Here is an 18,860-nt window from a genome sequence, read left to right on the forward strand (position 1 = left end):
CGGCGGCGTTCGCGGACGGCGCTGTTTGCGGACGGCGGCGTTCGCTGACGACGCTGTTTGCGGACGGCGGCGCGCTGTCAACGCGCGTGCACAGTTCGCGTCAGTATCCATTCACACGTCGCGGCCGAGCGGCCAAATTCGGCCTTCTTGACCCTCCTCTCCGCGGGCAGCCACTGGCAAGCGCCCTGCATCGATGCCCATCATGCGCACCGCCTTTGCCTTGGCTGCCCTTGGACTTTTCGCGCTCTCCCTCACCAGCTCCGCGTGCGCGAAGAAAGGAAATGACGAGCCGCTGTCGCAGTCGGAGGCGCTCGAGGTGGTGGAGGAAGCGTCGCTGTCGTCGCAAGCGAGCAGCCTGTCGAGCGCGAGCATCGATATCTCCACCAACTTCACCATCGGGGGCGCGGTGGAGAAGGCCGCGGGCGAGCTGCGCGCCTTCGTCGGATCGCAACTGCCGTGCGCCGACACCACGCTGATCGGCGATGCATTGAGCATCGTCTATGGCGCGAAAGGTGGAAACTGCACGTATCGCGGGCACGTGTTCTCGGGCAAGACGCAGGTCAAGATCACCCGCAACGACTCGGGGAACGTCATCGTCGATCACACGTGGACCGATTTCTCCAATGGCAAAATCAAACTGAATGGCACGGCCGAGGTGACGTGGAACCTCCAAAACCCCTCGCGCCGCGTCATTCATCACCTGGTCTGGACCCGCCTCTCCGACGGTCGCACCGGCACCGGAACCGGCGATCGCACCGACGCGCCGCTCGATGGCGATATCACGCGCGGCGTCGTCGAAAATGGGAACCTCGGCTGGGAGGCGCTCCACGGGAGGTGGGACCTGCACATCCAAGGCTTGGAGATGCGCTGGAGCGATCCGGTGCCGCAAGCGGGCACCCTGATCCTGGAGACGCCGAAGGATCAATCGGTGACCATCACCTATGCGCGGGTGGACGCGGACTCCATCAAGGTCATGGCGGTCTGCAATGGCCGGAGTTTCAGCTTCACGGTGAATGCGCTGGGCATTCAAAAAGGCTAAGGTACGATCGACATACCCCGCCGCCTCCATGCGCGATCAGCGATGGGCGACGCGCGATGGGCGATGTCGAGGTCGTTTGGTGCGGGTAGCACGATCGGAGTAAATCGTGGCACACGACGCGCGTCCGAGGTAGGGTCGCGTGCGGATCGTACGCGCGCCATGACCTTTGCCTCCATTCTCCTGCTCGGTTTCGTTCTTGGAATGCGTCACGCCACGGACGCCGATCACGTCGTGGCCGTGACCACGATTGTAAGCCGCGAGCGCTCCTTGCGGAATGCCGCGTTCATTGGCGCGCTCTGGGGGCTCGGTCACTCGATCACCTTGTTTCTGGTGGGCGGCGCGCTGGTGCTGTTTCGCCTGACGATTCCGCCGCACGTCGGGCTCGGCATGGAGATGGTGGTGGCCATCATGCTGATCGTCCTTGGCGCGATGAATGTCACCAACGCCATGCGACGGATCGAAGAGGCGGCCGGCGGCCGAAAGTCCTCCCCCGATCATGCGCACGGCCATGAGCATGCGCACGAGCACCGCATCCTCAAGGGCGCATCGCTGATGCAGCTGGGTCGCGCCTTGGTCGTCGGCATCGTGCACGGCCTCGCGGGATCGGCGGCGCTCGCGCTCTTGGTGCTCACCACCATTCGAAAGGCGGGGAGCGCGCTCGCCTACCTCGTCATTTTTGGCGTGGGCACCATCTTCGGGATGATGTTCCTCACCATGGCCATGGCCGTCCCCATGGCCATCGCCGCCAACCGCTTTGCGCAGGTCGGCCGGGTCGAGCGTGCGATGGCGCGCGCAACGGGGCTCTTGAGCATCCTCTTCGGCGGCTACCTGGCGTACCGAATCGGCGTCGTCGATGGGTTATTCTCGATGCACCCGCAATGGTCCCCCGAGTAGGCGCGCGCCTTCGTCCTTCGATCGCCGCCCGCGTTCTCGCGCGCCTCGCGGCGTTTGGGCTCGTTCTGTCCGTTCTCTTGGTCGCCGCGCCCGCGCCCGCGCACATCGTGGGCCTCTCGCAGAGCGACTTCACCGTCGCCGCCGATGGCACCGCGGCCGCCATGGTGGTCTTCTCCAAGCCGGACGCGCTGCGCCTCGGTCGCATCGATCGGGATGGCGATGGCCTCGTTTCCCCGTCCGAGCTGGCGGCCTCGGAGGCCGTCTTTCGCGAGGAGATGGAGCGCGGCGTGATCCTTCGCGTCGACCACGCGACGTGCACCGCCAAGCTCGAAGGCGGCGGGGACGTGGCGGAGGAAGGCTTCGGCCTGGCCATGTCGTTCACATGCCCCGCGCCGTCTCCTCTCGTCGCTCCTCGCGCGCTCGAGATTGAATTGCCGATCTTGAGTCGACCGCTCTGGTCCGGACACCGGCATGTCCTGCGCGTCACCGCCGGAGCAACGTCGGTCCAGCGGATCCTCACGGCCACCAATCGCTCCGCGTCGATGACGTTGCCCCAGGTCCACGCGAACGCGAACGCGGCCCCGAGCGCCGGCTCGTCGAGCTTGGGCCCGGCGCTGCGCGATGCGCTCCGATTGGGGGTCGAGCACATTCTCACCGGCTGGGATCATCTGCTCTTCTTGGCGGCCGTGATCCTGGGAACGCGCGGCTGGAAGAGCCTCGTCGCCGCCGTCTCGGCGTTCACCGTCGCACATTCGATCACGCTGGCCATCGCCGCCTTGGGCGTGTTTTGCCCGAGCCCGCGATGGATCGAGCCCATCATCGCCGCCTCGATCGCGTTCGTCGCGTTCGAGAACGCCTTTCGCGCGCAGCCGGCGCACCGCTGGCGCATCACGTTTCTCTTCGGCCTGGTGCATGGATTCGGCTTTGCGGGTGCGCTGCAAGACCTGGCGCTGGACCGCGCCCGGCTCGTACCCACGTTGCTCGGGTTCAATTTGGGCGTCGAAGCCGGCCAGCTCGGGGTGGTCCTCCTCGCGCTTCCCATCGTGGCGCGATTGCGACGCCATCCGACATTCGAGGCGCGATGGATCCGCGGCGTGTCCCTCGCCATGGGCATCGTCGGCACGGTGCTTTGCGCCATTCGCATCGCACCGGAGTAGTCGGCGCTCGCCGATCCTCGACATCCTCTACAGTGCAGCGCATGTCACGACATCGCTGGGGGCTTGTCGGCATCGGATGTTTGCTCGCAACCGCCTCTTTCATCGTGTACTGGAACAGGCCCCCGTGGGGTCATAGCTATCTGTCCACCCAAGTCCTCGAGGCAGGCCGCCCTCGCCCGCTGGCCGGCGACACGCGCATTTCTCTCGAGTTCCGAGCGAGCCACCAACTCCGAGTGGACGCCGCCAGATGCAATGACATGGAGGGCCCCGCGGGCCTCACGGGATCGCAGCTCGTATGGCCGGCCCATAGCCTGTTCGCGCGCAGCAACATCCTGTCCACGGTGATGCTTTGCAACCCCGACAAGCCCGAGTACATGGCGCAAGAGCATTGGGTCTACGATCTGCTCCGCGCCCACCCCACGATCGAGGTTCGCGGCGACGAGCTCGTGATCACCAAAGGAACGACCGAGATCCATCTGCTGGACTCCAAAATCGCCAATCCGGATCGTCCTCTGGTGGACCTGCGCGCACCATGAACCGGAGAGGAGGTACACTGCGGCGTATGGCACGACTTCGCTTGAGGCTTCTCGGTATCGGATGGTTGCTCACGACGACCTCTCTCCTCGGGTGCGGGAACAGCGCGGCCAGCCCTTGGGGTCGCGACTTTCTCTCCACCCAAGTCCTCGAGGCGGGCCGCCCTCGCCCGCTGGCCAGAGACGAGCCAATTCGACTCGAGTTCCGAGAGAACCATGAGTTGCGCGTGCGCGCCGGCTGCAATCATATGTTCGAGACCGCGCGCATTCAGGGAACGCAGCTCGTGTGGCCGGCCGATCGCACGGACCAGCACGCGGGCATCGGGACCACATTGATAGCTTGCCACCCCGATTACGCGGCGCAAGAAGATTGGGTCGGCAAGCTGCTCCAGGCCAAGCCCACCATCGTACTTCGCGGCAACGAGCTCGTGATCACCCACGGAACGACCGAGATCCATCTCTTGGACCGCAAAGTCGCCGATCCGGATCGTCCTCTGGTGGGCACGCGCTGGACGATCGAATCCGAGATCTCCGGGCGCGGCCCCGAGGCGTCCGTCGGCAGCGTCCCCGACCACGGCGCTTATGTCGTATTCACCGCCGACCATCGGTTCACCGGGTTCTCCGGCTGCAACGGTTTCAGCGGTAAGTTCGCGCAACCCGCGCCGGGCAAGCTGGAGTTCTCGTCCTTTTCCATCACGGAGAAGGCCTGCGACGACGATACCGGCCGCCTCGAGCGAACCATCACCGACGTCTTTCGCGACGCCGCGTCCCTCCGCATCGACGCGACCGCGGCGCAGATCGAGAGCTCGCGCGGCCATGGCGTGGGCCTGCGCGCACCGTGAACCGGCGCCTCGGTGCGCCGGCAAAAAGTCGAGCCCAGGTGGGCGCTGGGCTCGAGGAACGGAGATGGGCGAGACGAATCAGAGCGGCGGGCCGAAGCCGCACACCACGGGCTTGGCGCGCTCGGGATCGAGCGCGTTGGTCACCATTTGAGCGACCGTGGGATCGTACGCCATCCCAATGTGGCCCGCCGGATCGAGCGGACACGTGTCTTGAATGAGCACGTTGTGCACACCGGGCTCGCGCACGTACGACGTTTCGTGCGGCGTCACCAGGGCATCGCCGCCCGAAACGATGATGGTGTAGTCGATTCCAGCTTGGGCGATGGGCCCGGCGATCAGTTTTTTGACCGCGGCGCCCCCGACGATGAGCTGATCGCACGCCTGGCAGCCAAAGGTGTTGAGCACGGTGTCCACCAAGGGGCGCAAGCCGAGGAAATCACCGAAGCTCACGAGGCCCGCGAAGGTGGTGCCGTGCGTGGGCGGCGCGAGGGCCACCACATGATCGACATGGCTCGCATACCCGAGGAACTTCGGGCCGTAGAGGGCGTGAAAGGCACCCTCGGAGTGGCCGACGATATCGATCTTGTCGGCGCCGGTGGTGGTGCGGACTTTGGCCACGAACACAGCGATCTCCTTGGCCGAATCGGCGATGGAGATGGTGCCGCCCACCGGAATCAGCGGGGTGGCCTGGCCGTATGTGGGAGCAAATGCGCAATACCCTACACTGGCGAGGTAAGGGCCAAGGTAGGCGTAGTGACCGGGACCGTTGCCGCCCAGGCCATGCAGCAGCACCAGCGGGTTCGGGTGCGCGGCCGAGGGACGACAGCTCCAGTCGTTGAAACCAGAGGACGGTGGCGAAGATGCAGCGGGTGCAGCACCTGCACTCGAGCCAGCAACGGCAATCATGCTGCCAATGGCGATCGCGCTCGAGGCGGTTTTGGCGAACGTAGGACGCATGGAGGCACACCCCTTGTCTCGTTGTTTGCTTGTTTCCCCTGATTTTCAGGGATTTTCGATTTTTGTCCCAGCCCCCTGCATTCCGATCAAGAATCAGAATACAGATTCATGTTTCGGGTTAGCTGATACCGCCAAGACAGTCAATTGCAAATCGGCAAACACAATTGTGCCTACATGTAGCGCTTCGCTTCGGATGTCTTGCGATCCTGGACCTGAGCCATCTAGACCCAACATGAACAAGTACTCATATTCGAAGGCTCTGCGATCATGACCCGAGACCCCAAAGATGCTGCACCGCATAAACCCCCCGAGCGGCGCACGCAACCCACCGATCCCAATGTCATCCGATGGGTGAACATTCCGCTCCAAGAGCGCAGCCGGCTCAAACTCGATCGCATGGTGAGCGCCTTCGAAAAGCTGGTGGCGGTGCGCGGGCTCGATGGTGCCACCGTCGCCGACATCGCCCGAGAGGCGGGCTGCTCGGTCGGTGCATTCTACACGCGATTCAAGGACAAGGGCGATCTGTTCCGCTACGTGGTGCTGCATCACCTCGAGGAGGGGCTGCAAACGCTGCGAACGACCTTGCAGGCCGAGAATTGGCGCGACGTCCCCGCCCACACCGTGGTGCGCTCCATCGTGACCTTCATCGTGGATCTGCACCGGCAGCACGAGGGCTTTCTGCGCGCCTTCTATGAAGAGGCGCACAAGGATCCCATCATCATGTCGCGCGTGAGCGACGCCGGGGTCGAGGTCGAAGGCGTTCTGCTCACCCTTTTGCTGGAGCGCCACGACGAGATCACCCACCCCGATCCGCGCACCGCCGTCGGCTTCGCCGTTCGTTTGGTGATGGGGACGATGCAGCTCCGCTCGCTCTTGAGCCCGCACACCCCCAAAGAGACGCACTTTGCGTGGCGCACGTGGTCCGAGGAGCTGACCACGAACCTGATCGCCTATTTGGGCATCGCCCCGCCAAAACGCGACGCCTCCGACATTTGACCGGTGCGGCAGCGCGAGGGCCTCGAGCGCCGGCGACCTGGCGGGCGCTTCGAGGTCGCGCGCGAGTTTCCATTTCTCCAATACGGGGCGCCCGGCCGCCTTTACGTTCCGGCCATGTCTTGCAAAACCCCGGGGCGAACGATCGGCTTGCTCGGGCTCGGCTTCGTCGCCGTGCTCGGCGCGGTGTCGTGCGCTCGGCCCAGCGAACCAAGGAGCTCGCGAACCATGGAACAGCACCCCGCACCGCGATTGGAGCAGCGCCTATCGATTGTCACCCTCGGCGTCCAGAATCTGGCGCGCATGCGCGACTTCTACGAGACGAAATTGGGGTGGAAGCCGGTGGCCGCAAACAAGGATATCGTCTTTTTCAAGGTCAACGGGATGTTGTTCGCTCTCTTTGGCAACAAGGAGTTGGCCGCCGACGCGCAGCTCTCCGCGGACGGCTCGGGCTTTCGTGGCTTCACCCTCGCGTACCTGGCCCACGACCCAGCCGAGGTGGATGGAATCTTCGCCCAATTGGAGAGCAAAGGCGTGCGGATCGTCACCCGCCCTTCCAAGACGTTTTTTGGCGCTTATCGCGGTTATGTCGCCGACATCGAAGGAAATCTTTTGGAAATTGGATACAACCCGCTCATCGAATTGGATGCGCAGGGTCATGTCGTGACCCATCGGGATATCCGCCACCTCGAACAATGAGGATGGGCGGCCCCCATCGATGGGCCGATATGGCGGAGGCGCCCGGAGCGCGCAACGCCGATAGGCCGTTCAGCTCGAACGCTGCGCAAACCTTCCCCTCTTGACAAATTCTTCACCGCGTGGGACTCGCCACGATCTGAAGTTGATATTCACTTTGTCGAATGGGCCACGCCCGAAGTGTTTGCACTTCGATGTGGGAGGGGACATTACATGCGTGCAAGAGCCAAGTTGCTTGGTCGAGCTGCATTCATTGGTATGGCCACGTCGCTGACGGCTTTCACCCTCGTGCCAGGGTGCGACGATGACGATAAGCCCACGCCTCGACCGGACGGCGGTCCCGATACCGGTATTCCCGATACCGGCTCACCCGCCGATGCGGGAAGTGATGTTCGAACCGATACGGGACCGCAAGGACCGCGGCCGAAGGCGGTTCCGATTTCGAATGCCGTGGACGATCGCTTGCTGGGGGTCGCGTTCGATACGAGCGGCAATGCGTTCGCGGTTGGAATCGTAAAACATGCCGACGGCGGAGCCGATTTTTCACCGGCAGTGGTCAAATTCCTTCCGACGGGTGAAATCGATACCACTTTTGGCAACAACGGAGTTGCCGTCGTTCCGGCGGTCGTCGGTCAAGGGAGCAACTTCCGCGGCATTGGGGTCCAATCCACGGGCAAGATCGTGATCGCCGGTACGGTTCCGGCGACGGTGGGCCTCCCAAACGATCGCGATGTCGGTGTCATCCGCCTCAACGCCGACGGCAAGTCGCTCGACTCCACATTTGCACCAGGATCCGCGACCCCGGGGGTTCGCGTGATCGATCTCGCGCAAGGAAATGCGCCCACCACCGATGGTGGACTGCCCACCGCGCGGGACGATCAGTATGGGCTCAACATCCAGCCGGGGGACGACAAGATCATCGTGGTCGGCGCACAACGGCGCACCGGCGGCACGGATACGGACTTCGCGGTGATTCGGCTCAACGCCAATGGAACGAACGATCCCACGTTCAGCGGCGATGGCGTCTTTACCCTCGACATCGACCAATTGAACGTTAGCGCGCGCCGAGCAACGGTCCTCGCCGATGGAGGTGGCGTGGTCGTGAGCGGTTACGTCCCCGGCTCCACCAGCCCCTTCGCCCCGACCAGGCCCGTGCTCTTCAAGCTGACCAGCGCGGGGGAGCTCGACCCGAGCTTCGGCCCGGACGGCGGCGGCATTTACAGCGAGCCCGTTCTAAGCGCGGTCACGGAGATCTACGGCATCGCGCAACAAGGCGCGCGGTTCGTCACCGCGGGATATGGCAAGAGCGATCCGGCGAACGCCGTGCCCACCGACGTCGTGTCCTTGCGGTTTGGGTCGAGTGGAACGCTCGATCGAAGCTACGCGACCGACGGCTACGCGCTGGTCAAGTTCACCCCCAACGCGAGCAACGGTCGTGCGGTCACCGTGCTGGGCGACAACCGCATCGTCATCGTGGGCAATGGGCAGGCCACGGCGGGCGACTCCGATGGCTTCGTCGCGATCCTCAGCGAGAACGGCCGGCCCGATACCACCTTTGGGGCGGAAGGCCGGCGCACGTACAACCTGGGGGGCAAAGGCGATCAGTTCGCGGACATTGCGCGCTTCGGCAATCGCCTTGCGATCGTGGGGTTCTCCGCGACATTGGACGCGGGCAACGAGAACGGCTATGCGCTCTTCCTGACCGTTCCTTGATCCCCGGCGGGTCTTTTCCAACCTGATCCAACCCGGAGCGAGGCGGCCGATGCATCCGTTTCCCGTGCGAAGCTTACGCACGACGACGATCGTGGCCGCCTTGCTTTGTGCGGCGGCGCTGGCGGCGCTCGCGTCCGCGGCGGCCTGCCGCAAAGGACCGCCCGATGAAGCCGTTTACACGGGGGGCTCACCCTCGGGACCGAGCCGCCCCGGCACCCCTACGGACAGCGGCTCGGCGGGGTTCAAATCGACCTTGCTCCTCGCCAGCGCCGATTGCGCGCTCGCCCGCTACCGCCACGTCGACGGCGTGGCCCGCGCGTTTCAAGAGGCGGCGCGCGCGTGGGGCCAGGATCCTGCGAACGATTCGCTCCGCGCGACGGCGCGCACGGCGTGGCGAACGGTGATCGACGATTGGCAAGAGACGGAGCTTTTCCGCTTTGGGCCGGCGGCGCGGTCCACGTCGCCCGGAGGAAAGAACCTGCGCGACCCGATTTACCCGTGGCCGCTCGTCAGCCGCTGCAAAATGGACGAGCAGATCGTCGACCAGGCTTACGCGCGGCCTGGCTTCGGCACCTCGCTGGTGACGGGCCGCGGGCTCTCCGCCTACGAGTACCTCGCCTTTTACGACGGAAGCGACAATGGCTGCAGCGCCTCGTCGCCCATCAACGCCAATGGCACATGGCGCGCGCTGGACGCGGAGGAGCTCCGCCGGCGAAAGGCGCAGTACGCGGCCGCCGTGGCCGAAGACGTGCTCTCGAACATCGATGGGCTCGTGCGCGCGTGGGATCCGGCGCAAGGCAATTTTCATCGCGAGGTGGCCACGGCCGGGGGCGGCAGCAAGACATTTGCGCTCGATCAAGATGCGTTGAACGCCATCAACGAAGCGATCTTCTATATCGAGCTCCAGGTCAAGGATCTCAAGCTCGCCATCCCGCTCGGCATCTCCACCGCCTGTGAGAAAGCTTCGTGCCCCGAGGCGGTCGAGTCGCTCTTTGCGCACGTCTCCAAAGAGCATATCAAGGCCAATCTGCGAGGCTTTCGCAGGCTCTTTCAGGGCTGCGCCGACGACGGGACCGGCATTGGCTTCGACGATTGGCTGCGCGAGGTGGGCGCGGCCGATCTCGCGGATCGGATGCTGGCGGCGCTCGCCCGGGTGGAGGCCTCGCTCGACGCGGTCGAGACGTCGTTCGACGAGGCGCTCGCCAACTCGCCCGGGAAATTGCAAGCGGTGTACACGGCGTTGAAGGCGCTCACCGATTCGATGAAGACCGAGTTCGTGACCGTGCTCAATCTCGAGCTCCCCAAGGGGAGTGAGGGGGATAACGATTGAGCTCGCCCATGTCCGGCTCGCCCTCTTCGTTCTTTGGGTGCCACGCGCTCGCCGCGATCGAGCGGGTCCGGGCGGGGCTTTTTCGCCCGGTCGACATCGCGTTCTTGGCCGCGTTCCGCTTTTTGTTCGGCGCCACCATGTGCGTCAGCATGCTGCGGTTCATCGCATATGGCTGGATTGACGATTTCTTCGTGAAGCCGGCCTTTCACTTCAAATATTGGGGCTTCGCGTGGGTGGAGCCGCTGCCGGCGGATGCCATGCACGAGCTCTTCTGGGTGCTGGCGGGGCTGGGTGCGGCGATGGCCATCGGCCTCGCCTTCCGGCTCGCGGCCGCGCTGTTCGTCGCCGGCTTTTCGTATTTGCAGCTGGTCGACGTGACCACGTACTTGAATCATTATTACCTGGCGCTGCTCCTCGGGCTTTTGCTCGCGGTTTCGCCGGCCCACCGCGCCTTTTCGGTCGATGCGGTCGCGCGGAGGGCGCTCCTTCGCGAGGCGCCGGCGGGGAGCGTCTGCGCGGGATGGCTCTATCTTTTGCGCTTTCAAATTGGCGTCGTTTATACGTTCGCGGGTCTGGCCAAGGCCAACTCGGATTGGCTGGTGCACGCGCAGCCGCTCCGCATTTGGCTGGGGTCCAAGACGGGGCTCGCGATCATCGGCCCCGCCTTCGCATGGCCGGGGATGCCGCTGGTCATGAGCTGGGCGGGCTTCTTGTTCGACACGTTCATCATTTGGTTTCTCATGATGCGGCGCACCCGCCTGCCCGCCTTCGCGCTGGTGATCGTCTTTCACGCGCTCACGCGGGCGCTCTTTCCCATCGGGATGTTCCCGGTGATCATGGTGCTCTCGGCGCTGGTGTTCTTCCCGCCCGATTGGCCGCGCCGAGCCATCGCCCGGCTGGGAATATCGCATGGCGTTACGGCATCCCCACCATCGATACGCGCGCCGCGCCCGGCGGCGTGGAGGTGGATGGGGGTCGCGCTCGGTGCCGCGCATTGCGCCGTCCAGCTCGCGCTTCCCCTTCGCTGTCTCGCCTATGGCGACGGGGTGCGGTGGCACGAGCAAGGGATGCGCTTTTCGTGGCGCGTGATGGTGCGGGAGAAGAACGGGAGCATCACGTTCGTGGTGCGCAACAAGGACACGGGGCGCGTCTGGCACGTGAGCCCGCGCTCCGTTCTGACACCGCTGCAGGAGCGCGAGATGTCCGGTCAGCCGGATCTCATTCTGCAGTTTGCCCACTACGTGAAGCGCGATGTGGAGCGGCGGGGCGGAGGGCCCGTCGAGGTGCACGTCGACGCCTTGGTCTCCCTCAATGGCCGCGAACCCAAGCGCATGATCGACCCCGACATCGATCTGGCGTCCATCCCCGATGGCATCGGAAAAGGCGCGTTCATCCTCCCAGGCCCCACCGAGCCACCGCCGCACATTCGACCCATTTGATCGCATAAGCCGCCCGGTACGTCTCTTTCCATGTCCCCTCGCACCCAAGCCGCCTTCGTACTCGCGTGTTCGACCGCCATGGCGTCGCCGGCATTCGCGCAGAACGCTACCAGCGCCCCCACCGCACCACCCGCACCGCCGCCGCAGGAGGTGTCCGTGGTGGGGACGCGCATCGCGAGGACCGCGGGCTCCGCGCACGTCGTCAGGGAGAAGCAGCTCGACGCGTTCAAGTACGACGATCCGACCGCCGTCGTGACCCAAGTGCCCGGCGTGTATGCGCGGGGCGAGGATGGCTTCGGGCTGCGCCCCAACATCGGGGTGCGCGGTGTCAACCCGGATCGAAGCAAGAAGGTGGCGCTGATGGAGGACGGTATTCCGTTTGCGCCGGCGCCGTATTCGGCCTCGGCCGCGTACTTCTTTCCGCTCATGGCGCGCATGGTGGCGGTGCGGGTGATCAAGGGGCCCGCCGCGATCAGCTACGGACCGCAAACGGTGGGCGGCGCGATCGACCTGGTGACCCGCGCCGTCCCGCAAACGACGTCGGGCGCCATCGATGCGGCGCTGGGCCAATATGGATATGGCAAGCTCCATGGCCACGTGGGCAGCGGGAACGAGAAGGTCGGCTTTCTCGTCGAGGGCGTGCACATTCAGAGCGACGGGTTCAAGAAGCTCCCCAACGACGCCGATACGGGGTTTGCGCACAATGAATGGATGGTCAAAGGCTATTGGGTCGTCGACCCCGCGGCGAGCGCGCGCAATGAATTTCGGTTGAAGGTCACGTACTCGGACGAGCTGTCCAACGAGACGTACCTCGGGCTCTCCGACAAGGACTTTCGCGCCGATCCCTTGCGGCGTTATGGTGCGAGCGCGCTCGATCGCATGCAGTGGCATCGCACCGGTATCGCCTTTTCGCACGTGCTGACACCCGGCAAGAATGTCACCGTCACCACCACCGTCTACCGCAACGATCTGGCGCGAACGTGGCGCAAGGTGAACCGCTTTCGCGGCGCGGATCTCTTCGAGGTGCTGCGCGATCCCACGAGCCCGCGCAACGCCGTCTACAACGCGGTGCTCAACGGGGAAGACGGGTCGAGCGCGGACGAGAACATCTTGATCGGCCCCAACCAGCGCGATTTCGTCGCCCAGGGGGTGGAGACGCGGGTCAAGCTCGAGCCGCGCACGGGGCCCTTGTCCCATCGGATCGAGTACGCGGTTCGCCTGCATCAGGACCGGGTCGATCGGCGCCATAGCGAGGACGCGTTTCGCATGAGCGGGGGGCAGCTGGTCCCGGTGGCCGCCCCCACCATGGTCACCGCCTTCAACGACGCGTCCTCCGAGGCGCTCTCCATGCACGCCATCGACGCCATCACCTGGAGGTCGCTCACCGTGACCCCGGGTATTCGGCTCGAGGCCATTCGTTCGAGCTTCATCGACCGCGCCGCGCACACCACCCAGCGCTCGCTCGATCACATCGTGCTCCCCGGCGTGGGCGCCTTTTATTCGATCGTGCCCCCGCTCGGGGTGCTGGCCGGTGTTTACCGCGGCTTCAGTCCGGCGCCGCCGGGTAGCCTCCAAGGTGTGCGCCCGGAGACGAGCGTGAACTACGAGGGCGGTCTGCGGTTCGTCAAGGGCAGCGCGCGCGCGGAGGCAATTGCATTTTACAACGATTATTCGAACCTGACCGATGTGTGCACGCTCTCGAGCGGCTGCGTGGAGCAGAACCTCGATCGCCAGTTCGACGCGGGCAAGGCGCGCATCTATGGGCTCGAAGCGTTCGCGGAGCACGAGCACCGCTTGGGGAAGGACGTTCACCTGCCCTTTCGCGTGTCGTACACCGTCACGCGCGCCGAGTTCTTGCGGAGCTTCGGTTCGGAGGACCCCATTTTCGGCAATGTGAAGGCGGGCGACGAAATACCGTATGTGCCGCGTCACCAGGTCTCGGCGTCGGTGGGGGTCGACAGCGCGCGCGCCTCCGGCCATGTGGCGATGCTGTATGTGGCGCCGATGCGCGAGCAGGCGGGGAGCGGGGCCATCTCCGATGCGCTTCACACGGACGCGCAATGGACCTTCGACGCCAGCGCGAGCCTTCGCCTCCTCGAGGGCATTTCCCTTTATGGGAATATCCGCAACATCTTCGACGAGCGTGACATCGTGTCCAGAAGACCCTTCGGCGCGCGGCCCAACGCTCCACGTTGGATTCAGGTGGGGGTCAAGGCGACGTTCTGAAGGCGGCGCGCGCGGGAACGTGCAGAGCACTGTCGTCCGGGCGCCACATCGGGTCCGCGGGGCAACAGCGGGGAGCAACGCGAGGCGCGGGGTACGGCACCGTCCACGCGCCGGACCCCTGGGACGAGAGGGCGCTACGGTCGTATCTGGATTGGTCCGGATGCTGCAGTGGGACGAGCGTTACCTTACGATGATTCACTTACCAAGTTGGAAAAGCTCGAAACTCGCGCAAATGAAGGATTGGCTACTTGCGACCATCGCGCTCGCGGGAGCCTCCGGATGTGGAATCCCCCCGATCGATGCCTCGAAGGTGCAACGGCTCGAGGTGGTGTCGTACGACGCCAACATGTTTTGTCCGACGGGCCCGACCAAGCTCGATGTCCGGGCCAAGATGGTCGATGGCTCCACGCGCGCCACCAACGCGCCCCATCGGAGCGATCAGTTCGATGCATGGTACCTCAAATGGAAGGTCTCACCCGAGGTGGGAAAGGTCGGGTCCAACGATCTCGATGTCGCGTTTTTGTTCGGCGACGATATTTCCCCCGCGCTCGAGAGCAACGTGAACCTGTCCGTCGCCATGCGCGACAACAAACGCGCCACGGGTGGAATCGAGCTTACGCCCAACTTCGCGTGCCATCAGAGCGCCGATTTCAGCGCGTCCGAAGGTATTGCAGGCGCGGCGGGGAGCCGAGGCGACTCGCTTTGGTCGCTCTTCGCGCGCTTGGGGCGAGCCGGCGAGAGCGGCGAGAACGGGGACACCGGGCCCGATGCCACCCACGTCGAGGCGGTGGTCACCTTGGTGAGCTCACCGAAGCGCGGCCCCCTCGCGGCGGTGCGGGTCACGCGGCCCCGCGATGGGCGCACGGGCACGTATTATGTCGATCCCGCCAATGGGCATATCACGATCGTCAATCGCGGGGGGCGCGGTGGCCAAGGAGGCCAAGGGGAGTCGGGTGAGGGCGGAAGCTCCGGGAGCACCTGCGCGCGCGGCAGCGATGGCGGCGACGGAGGGCTGGGCGGACACGGCGGGAATGGCGGTACGGGAGGCTCCGTCACGGTGCACTTCGACGCGCGCCACCCGGAGCTCGCGTCGTTGGTGAGCGTCGATAACCGCGGCGGCGAAGGCGGGCGAGGAGGACGCGGGGGCCAGGGCGGAAGCGGTGGGAGCGGCGGAGGCGACGCCAAGCGAAAGTGCGATCCCTCCAGCGGCTCCAGCGGGCGAGCCGGCTCGTCCGGCATGCCGGGCCAGCGTGGGTTATCGGGACCGGCACCGCAGGTGGTGTGGGATCCGCCGGAGTCCATCAGCTTTTAGCGTCGGTTCGAAGTCGCAATTCGCGCCGGTTCGAATCGTTCTTCGCGCCGGTTCGAGGTCGCTATTCGGGGAGCAGGCGACGCACGGATTTGACCTCCCGCAACGGGGAACCGCCACCTTGCGCCTCGTAAATGGCGACGCCGACGCTGAGCAGGGGCTCGCGATCGCGGCTCGATCGGCTCAAGCTCGCGGACAAATGAACGTGCATGGGTGACGGTTTGGGCGCATCCTTGGCGAAGAACCAACCCGCGGCGATGGCGCTCGACCGCGGTCCGTTCACGTCGCGCAGATCCAGGCGGATGTGCATGTGCGCGCAGCTCAGATCCACCGACTTGTCGCGGACGTCGAACCAGTTGACGGCTTCGCTCCTTCGACTGAGGAGGTGCACGCTCGCGTCATCGCGGTAGGCGTAGATGCGCGTGCGGGCGAGGCCAATCGTGGCGATCGGCTGCAGCGGGATCGACCATCGGGCCGCGCTCCGGGCCCCGCCCGTGCGGCCGTCGACGAAGAAGTCTTCGACGTCGAGCGATGCGCTGCCCTGCGATCCGGCGCCGGTGAGGGGTGGTTCGACCAGCTCCTCGAGGCGAACGGAGGCGAGCGACGCCTGCGGGGCGGCGTCCGCTTGGCCCTCGGCAGGCTCGGTCGAGCCCTGCAACAGGCACCCCGCGGAGGACGGCGAGGGAACGTGCCGCGGGGTGCCGGGGGCGCGCTCGGCCTTGATCCGGGGCGCGTGCTCCCTCGCGGTCAGGCGCAGGGACGGGGGCGGAATGGCCATCATCGCGGCGCCGGCCTGCGCGGCCGGTACCTCCGAAATGGTCACGCGAGCGAGCGAGCCGGGTGCGCCTTGCGCGTGGGGCGCGCCCCGTGCGCCGGGCGCACCGTCGCCCGAGGCGGTGCCCGCGAACAGGAGGGCGGAGAGCGCACAGAATGTGCACTGTGCACGCAAATTCATAGGCTCCTCACGTACGCCTCGAGCGCGTCGAGATCGGCCGGAGAGAGGTGCGAGACCTTGCCCATCTTGCCGTCGCTCTCGACCAGGAGCGCGCGCAGCGACGCGTAGCGACCGTCGTGGAAGTAAGGCGCGCTCCCGCCGACGAAGCGGAGCGAGGGGGTGTCGAACTCCATCGCCGGCTGCCCGGTGGCGTCGTGTTTCACGCCATCGGGCAGGACGCCGCCCGCGCCATGGCACGACGCGCACTCCGCCTCGGCCGAGTGGAAGATCTGCGAGCCTCGGGCGACGCGCGCGCGCTGGGCGGCGTCGGCGGCGACCGCGCTCGGCGGCGGGGTCATTTGTGTGATGTAGGCGAGGAGCGCGTCGAGCTCGCGGGCGTCCAAGCCATTGCCGCGGAGGCGCCCGAAGGTGTGCGAGAGGTGCTCGGTCAGATCCTTGCCGCTCCCGTTCCATGCGTAGGGCGCCGTCCCCGTGAGGCGGCCCGCGAGCATCGGCGTCTGGCGCGGGCCGTCGGGGGTCGCCCATGTGATGGCGTCGTCGCGGCCGTCGGGGTGGCACGACGCGCACGCGCGACCGTCGGAGGAGATGCGGCTATCGCCCGACATGTGAAATAGCCTTCGGCCGGCCGCGAGATCGGCCGTTTCCGGCTGGGCGGAGCGGCGGCTCAGCGACACCCGGATCACGGGTTGGCCCGCCGCCGCGAGCTCCTGCTCGAGGCCGCGACCGAGCGAGACCGCGCTCAAGACGCGATCGAACTGCGACCAAACGATGGCCCGTCCCGCGGCCCAATCGATGGCGAGCCCGGTGGGCCCCGACGCCAGAGGCCATCGGCGAAGCTGGACGTGATGCGGCGCCGAGGAGGCGGCGTCGTACTCGATCAGCGAGTCGCTCCCCACGCAGGTGACGAACAGCGAGCCCCGCACCGGATCGACGGCGGCGGCGCGCGGCAAGAGGCACTCGCCGTCTTCCTTGGGGCCGCCCGCGAGCGGCGGGCGCACGCTCAGCGACGCGGGGAGCACGTTACCCGTGCCCTGATCCACGACGGCCACGTCGGAGATCTCGGCCGCGCGCCCGTTCTCCGCGCCGTAGCCCGAGGATTGCACGGTGGTGTCGCCGCTCTCCACCAGGACTTGCGGCGCGAGGATGCGCCCCTCCGGGGTGACCGACTTGGCGAGCGCGAACCCCTGGCACGACGTGCGCTCCCGCGGCTCGTCGGCGACCTTCTTGACCTTGTTCCCGAGGTCGCGCGCGAAGCGCACGCGGACCTTGGCCGGACGCTCCTCGCGCCCTTTCAGGGCGATGGACCGGACCCGGTGCGCGGGCTCCTCGAGCTCGACCACGCTCATGGCCGAGCCAACGGCGTGCGCGACATAGGCCTTGGTGCCATCGTCGGAGACGACCACGCCGCGCGGCTCGCGGGGCAGCTCCGCCTCGAACTTCCGGCGCAAATCGCGGGCGTCGAACGCGGCGAGCGCGTGTCCCCACCCCGACGTGACGAGCACGGTGCGATCGTCCGGGCTCACCGTGAGGGCCACCGGCTCCGCCGCCGTGTCGACGGCGCAGCGCTCGGACATGGCGCCCACCGCGCTATCGGCCGGCTCGAAGACCTTGATTTGCGCTTTGTCGCGCAGCGCGACCACGAGCCGATGGTCGGCCGTCATGACCATTTGAGCCGGGGTGCCCCCCGCGTCGAAGGTCGTTCGCTCCTGCATGGTTTGCACGTCGACGACGTGAATGGTGCCATCGTCTTCGTCGGCCACATAAGCCAGCAAGGCCGGACCGAGGGTCGCCAGGACCACCTGCGATCCTTCACGCACCCGCTCGCGCCGCCCATCCGGGAGGGCCGCCGCATACCCCACGGCGCCCACATGAGGCTGCGTTCGTGCGCACGCGTGCACCTTCGTGGGAGCACGCGCCAGGGTCCCCCTCGAACCGGCAGGACCGGCGCTGCACGCGGCCCCAGCCACGATTGTTGCAAATACACCGATCCCCAACGCAGCCGATTGCGGCCATCGCGCCATTGCCTATCCCTCGCGTGGGTTAGACTCCGCGCGCGGGGAAAAGTTCTAAAGGGGCGAAAAATGTTCGAACGAGGAGGAAGCCGTCACGTTCGTGCGTTGCACATCAAATCACGTTGATCTCGCGAACGTTTCGTCCCTTCTGAAGGAAGTAGGGGCGACGATCACGGAGCAATTCCCCTTCGCAGCGGATGACGGAGCGAGATGCCATCGCTGCATGAGCCTTCTGCCAGTCGTCCCCCACCAACTCCACATCTACGGCGCGAAGTTTGCCTTCGACGTGCGCCTCGATGCGTACGAGACCGTCGCAGCGAACGAGCTTGAAACCCGCGCCAGACGCGACGGCGTGCACGTACGCGATGCTGAACTGCTCTTTCTGCATGGTGATGAACACGATGAAGGCCCTCAGTGTGCATCACGGGTGTCGAGGCCATCTGCTTCGAGCAGACCTAGAACGTACTCTCGAATCGTTACGCCGCGTTCTACGGCTCGAAGCTTGACGGCGCGATGCAACCGCTCGGGAAGCGTTACTACGAGACGGGCCTCGACACCTTCGAGCTTGCCGATGACGCGAGCGGCGGGCCGCGTGGTGGTTTTCCGCGGGGCGGGTGGTCGAGCAAGGGCGGTTTTCGGCTTCATTTCACGCTCGCCGAGAGCTCGAAGGACGTTCCCATTGCACAAATATACCTCGGCACAAATGTACAAGTCCACTCGTCGATCTCTTGCATGGGCTTGCTCGACCCTTCGTAAGCCCCCGCC

16 protein-coding genes are annotated in these 18,860 nt (G+C 65.8%); 12 read left to right on the forward strand and 4 right to left on the reverse strand.

The window, feature by feature from the left end; translation table 11 throughout:
• Positions 1–202 precede the first annotated feature (202 nt).
• The 5 genes from LZC94_37535 to LZC94_37555 all read left to right on the forward strand — a co-directional run bounded on the left by LZC94_37535 (position 203) and on the right by LZC94_37555 (position 4,465).
• Positions 203–1,039 carry a hypothetical protein gene (locus tag LZC94_37535; GenBank protein WXB13534.1) on the forward strand — a complete coding sequence of 279 codons (837 nt, stop codon included), beginning with the start codon at positions 203–205 and terminating at the stop codon, positions 1,037–1,039.
• A gap of 159 nt (positions 1,040–1,198) precedes the next feature.
• Positions 1,199–1,933 (forward strand): high-affinity nickel-transport family protein, encoded by a 735-nt coding sequence (locus tag LZC94_37540; protein WXB13535.1) that lies wholly within the window; start codon positions 1,199–1,201, stop codon positions 1,931–1,933.
• Positions 1,918–3,090, forward strand: a complete 1,173-nt coding sequence (locus LZC94_37545; GenBank protein WXB13536.1) for a HupE/UreJ family protein — start codon at positions 1,918–1,920, stop codon at positions 3,088–3,090. The genes LZC94_37540 and LZC94_37545 overlap by 16 nt, the downstream gene beginning before the upstream one ends.
• 233 nt (positions 3,091–3,323) lie before the next feature.
• Entirely contained in the window at positions 3,324–3,626 is a 303-nt protein-coding gene (locus LZC94_37550; protein ID WXB13537.1) for an META domain-containing protein, read from the forward strand.
• Positions 3,627–3,652: 26 nt separating this feature from the next.
• Complete coding sequence (locus LZC94_37555) at positions 3,653–4,465, forward strand: META domain-containing protein (GenBank protein ID WXB13538.1); 813 nt, start codon at positions 3,653–3,655, stop codon at positions 4,463–4,465.
• A 78-nt stretch (positions 4,466–4,543) separates the two neighbouring features.
• Here the strand turns inward: LZC94_37555 and LZC94_37560 are convergent, their stop codons facing one another.
• Entirely contained in the window at positions 4,544–5,422 is an 879-nt protein-coding gene (locus tag LZC94_37560) for a hypothetical protein (GenBank protein ID WXB13539.1), read from the reverse strand.
• A gap of 267 nt (positions 5,423–5,689) precedes the next feature.
• On the opposite strand from LZC94_37560, the gene LZC94_37565 reads away from it, so the two are divergent.
• From LZC94_37565 to LZC94_37595, 7 genes are all read left to right on the forward strand, one after another.
• Positions 5,690–6,418: a TetR/AcrR family transcriptional regulator gene (locus LZC94_37565; GenBank protein ID WXB13540.1), complete on the forward strand. Its 729-nt coding sequence runs from the start codon at positions 5,690–5,692 to the stop codon at positions 6,416–6,418.
• A gap of 114 nt (positions 6,419–6,532) precedes the next feature.
• Positions 6,533–7,114 carry a VOC family protein gene (locus LZC94_37570; protein ID WXB13541.1) on the forward strand — a complete coding sequence of 194 codons (582 nt, stop codon included), beginning with the start codon at positions 6,533–6,535 and terminating at the stop codon, positions 7,112–7,114.
• Between the two features lie 447 nt (positions 7,115–7,561).
• The gene (locus LZC94_37575) at positions 7,562–8,824 is read left to right on the forward strand and encodes a hypothetical protein (GenBank protein WXB13542.1); all 1,263 of its coding nucleotides are present in this window, start codon (positions 7,562–7,564) and stop codon (positions 8,822–8,824) included.
• A 49-nt stretch (positions 8,825–8,873) separates the two neighbouring features.
• Positions 8,874–10,154: an imelysin family protein gene (locus LZC94_37580; protein WXB13543.1), complete on the forward strand. Its 1,281-nt coding sequence runs from the start codon at positions 8,874–8,876 to the stop codon at positions 10,152–10,154.
• 8 nt (positions 10,155–10,162) lie between these two features.
• Complete coding sequence (locus LZC94_37585; protein ID WXB13544.1) at positions 10,163–11,593, forward strand: HTTM domain-containing protein; 1,431 nt, start codon at positions 10,163–10,165, stop codon at positions 11,591–11,593.
• Positions 11,594–11,623: 30 nt separating this feature from the next.
• Entirely contained in the window at positions 11,624–13,819 is a 2,196-nt protein-coding gene (locus LZC94_37590; GenBank protein ID WXB13545.1) for a TonB-dependent receptor, read from the forward strand.
• Positions 13,820–14,051: 232 nt separating this feature from the next.
• Entirely contained in the window at positions 14,052–15,131 is a 1,080-nt protein-coding gene (locus LZC94_37595) for a hypothetical protein (GenBank protein ID WXB13546.1), read from the forward strand.
• A 61-nt stretch (positions 15,132–15,192) separates the two neighbouring features.
• Here the strand turns inward: LZC94_37595 and LZC94_37600 are convergent, their stop codons facing one another.
• The 3 genes from LZC94_37600 to LZC94_37610 form a co-directional block, all read right to left on the reverse strand.
• On the reverse strand, positions 15,193–16,083 hold the full coding sequence (locus LZC94_37600) for a hypothetical protein (GenBank protein WXB13547.1): 891 nt from the start codon (positions 16,081–16,083) through the stop codon (positions 15,193–15,195).
• Complete coding sequence (locus LZC94_37605) at positions 16,080–18,104, reverse strand: hypothetical protein (protein WXB13548.1); 2,025 nt, start codon at positions 18,102–18,104, stop codon at positions 16,080–16,082. Before LZC94_37605 ends, LZC94_37600 begins: the two co-directional genes overlap by 4 nt.
• A gap of 103 nt (positions 18,105–18,207) precedes the next feature.
• Positions 18,208–18,495 (reverse strand): hypothetical protein, encoded by a 288-nt coding sequence (locus LZC94_37610; protein WXB13549.1) that lies wholly within the window; start codon positions 18,493–18,495, stop codon positions 18,208–18,210.
• Positions 18,496–18,860: the final 365 nt, after the last annotated feature.

The sequence above is a fragment of the Sorangiineae bacterium MSr11954 genome (assembly GCA_037157815.1).
GTDB classification, from domain to species: domain Bacteria; phylum Myxococcota_A; class Polyangia; order Polyangiales; family Polyangiaceae; genus Pendulispora; species Pendulispora albinea.

What these genes read in the sequence shown, in the direction of transcription:
- LZC94_37535 (WXB13534.1), top strand. Translation starts at nt 203, where the DNA reads ATGCGCACCGCCTTTGCCTTGGCTGCCCTTGGACTTTTCGCGCTCTCC.
- LZC94_37540 (WXB13535.1), top strand. Translation starts at nt 1,199, where the DNA reads ATGACCTTTGCCTCCATTCTCCTGCTCGGTTTCGTTCTTGGAATGCGT.
- LZC94_37545 (WXB13536.1), top strand. Translation starts at nt 1,918, where the DNA reads ATGGTCCCCCGAGTAGGCGCGCGCCTTCGTCCTTCGATCGCCGCCCGC.
- LZC94_37555 (WXB13538.1), top strand. Translation starts at nt 3,653, where the DNA reads ATGGCACGACTTCGCTTGAGGCTTCTCGGTATCGGATGGTTGCTCACG.
- LZC94_37560 (WXB13539.1), bottom strand. Translation starts at nt 5,422, where the DNA reads ATGCGTCCTACGTTCGCCAAAACCGCCTCGAGCGCGATCGCCATTGGC.
- LZC94_37565 (WXB13540.1), top strand. Translation starts at nt 5,690, where the DNA reads ATGACCCGAGACCCCAAAGATGCTGCACCGCATAAACCCCCCGAGCGG.
- LZC94_37570 (WXB13541.1), top strand. Translation starts at nt 6,533, where the DNA reads ATGTCTTGCAAAACCCCGGGGCGAACGATCGGCTTGCTCGGGCTCGGC.
- LZC94_37580 (WXB13543.1), top strand. Translation starts at nt 8,874, where the DNA reads ATGCATCCGTTTCCCGTGCGAAGCTTACGCACGACGACGATCGTGGCC.
- LZC94_37585 (WXB13544.1), top strand. Translation starts at nt 10,163, where the DNA reads ATGTCCGGCTCGCCCTCTTCGTTCTTTGGGTGCCACGCGCTCGCCGCG.
- LZC94_37590 (WXB13545.1), top strand. Translation starts at nt 11,624, where the DNA reads ATGTCCCCTCGCACCCAAGCCGCCTTCGTACTCGCGTGTTCGACCGCC.
- LZC94_37595 (WXB13546.1), top strand. Translation starts at nt 14,052, where the DNA reads ATGAAGGATTGGCTACTTGCGACCATCGCGCTCGCGGGAGCCTCCGGA.
- LZC94_37600 (WXB13547.1), bottom strand. Translation starts at nt 16,083, where the DNA reads ATGAATTTGCGTGCACAGTGCACATTCTGTGCGCTCTCCGCCCTCCTG.
- LZC94_37605 (WXB13548.1), bottom strand. Translation starts at nt 18,104, where the DNA reads ATGGCGCGATGGCCGCAATCGGCTGCGTTGGGGATCGGTGTATTTGCA.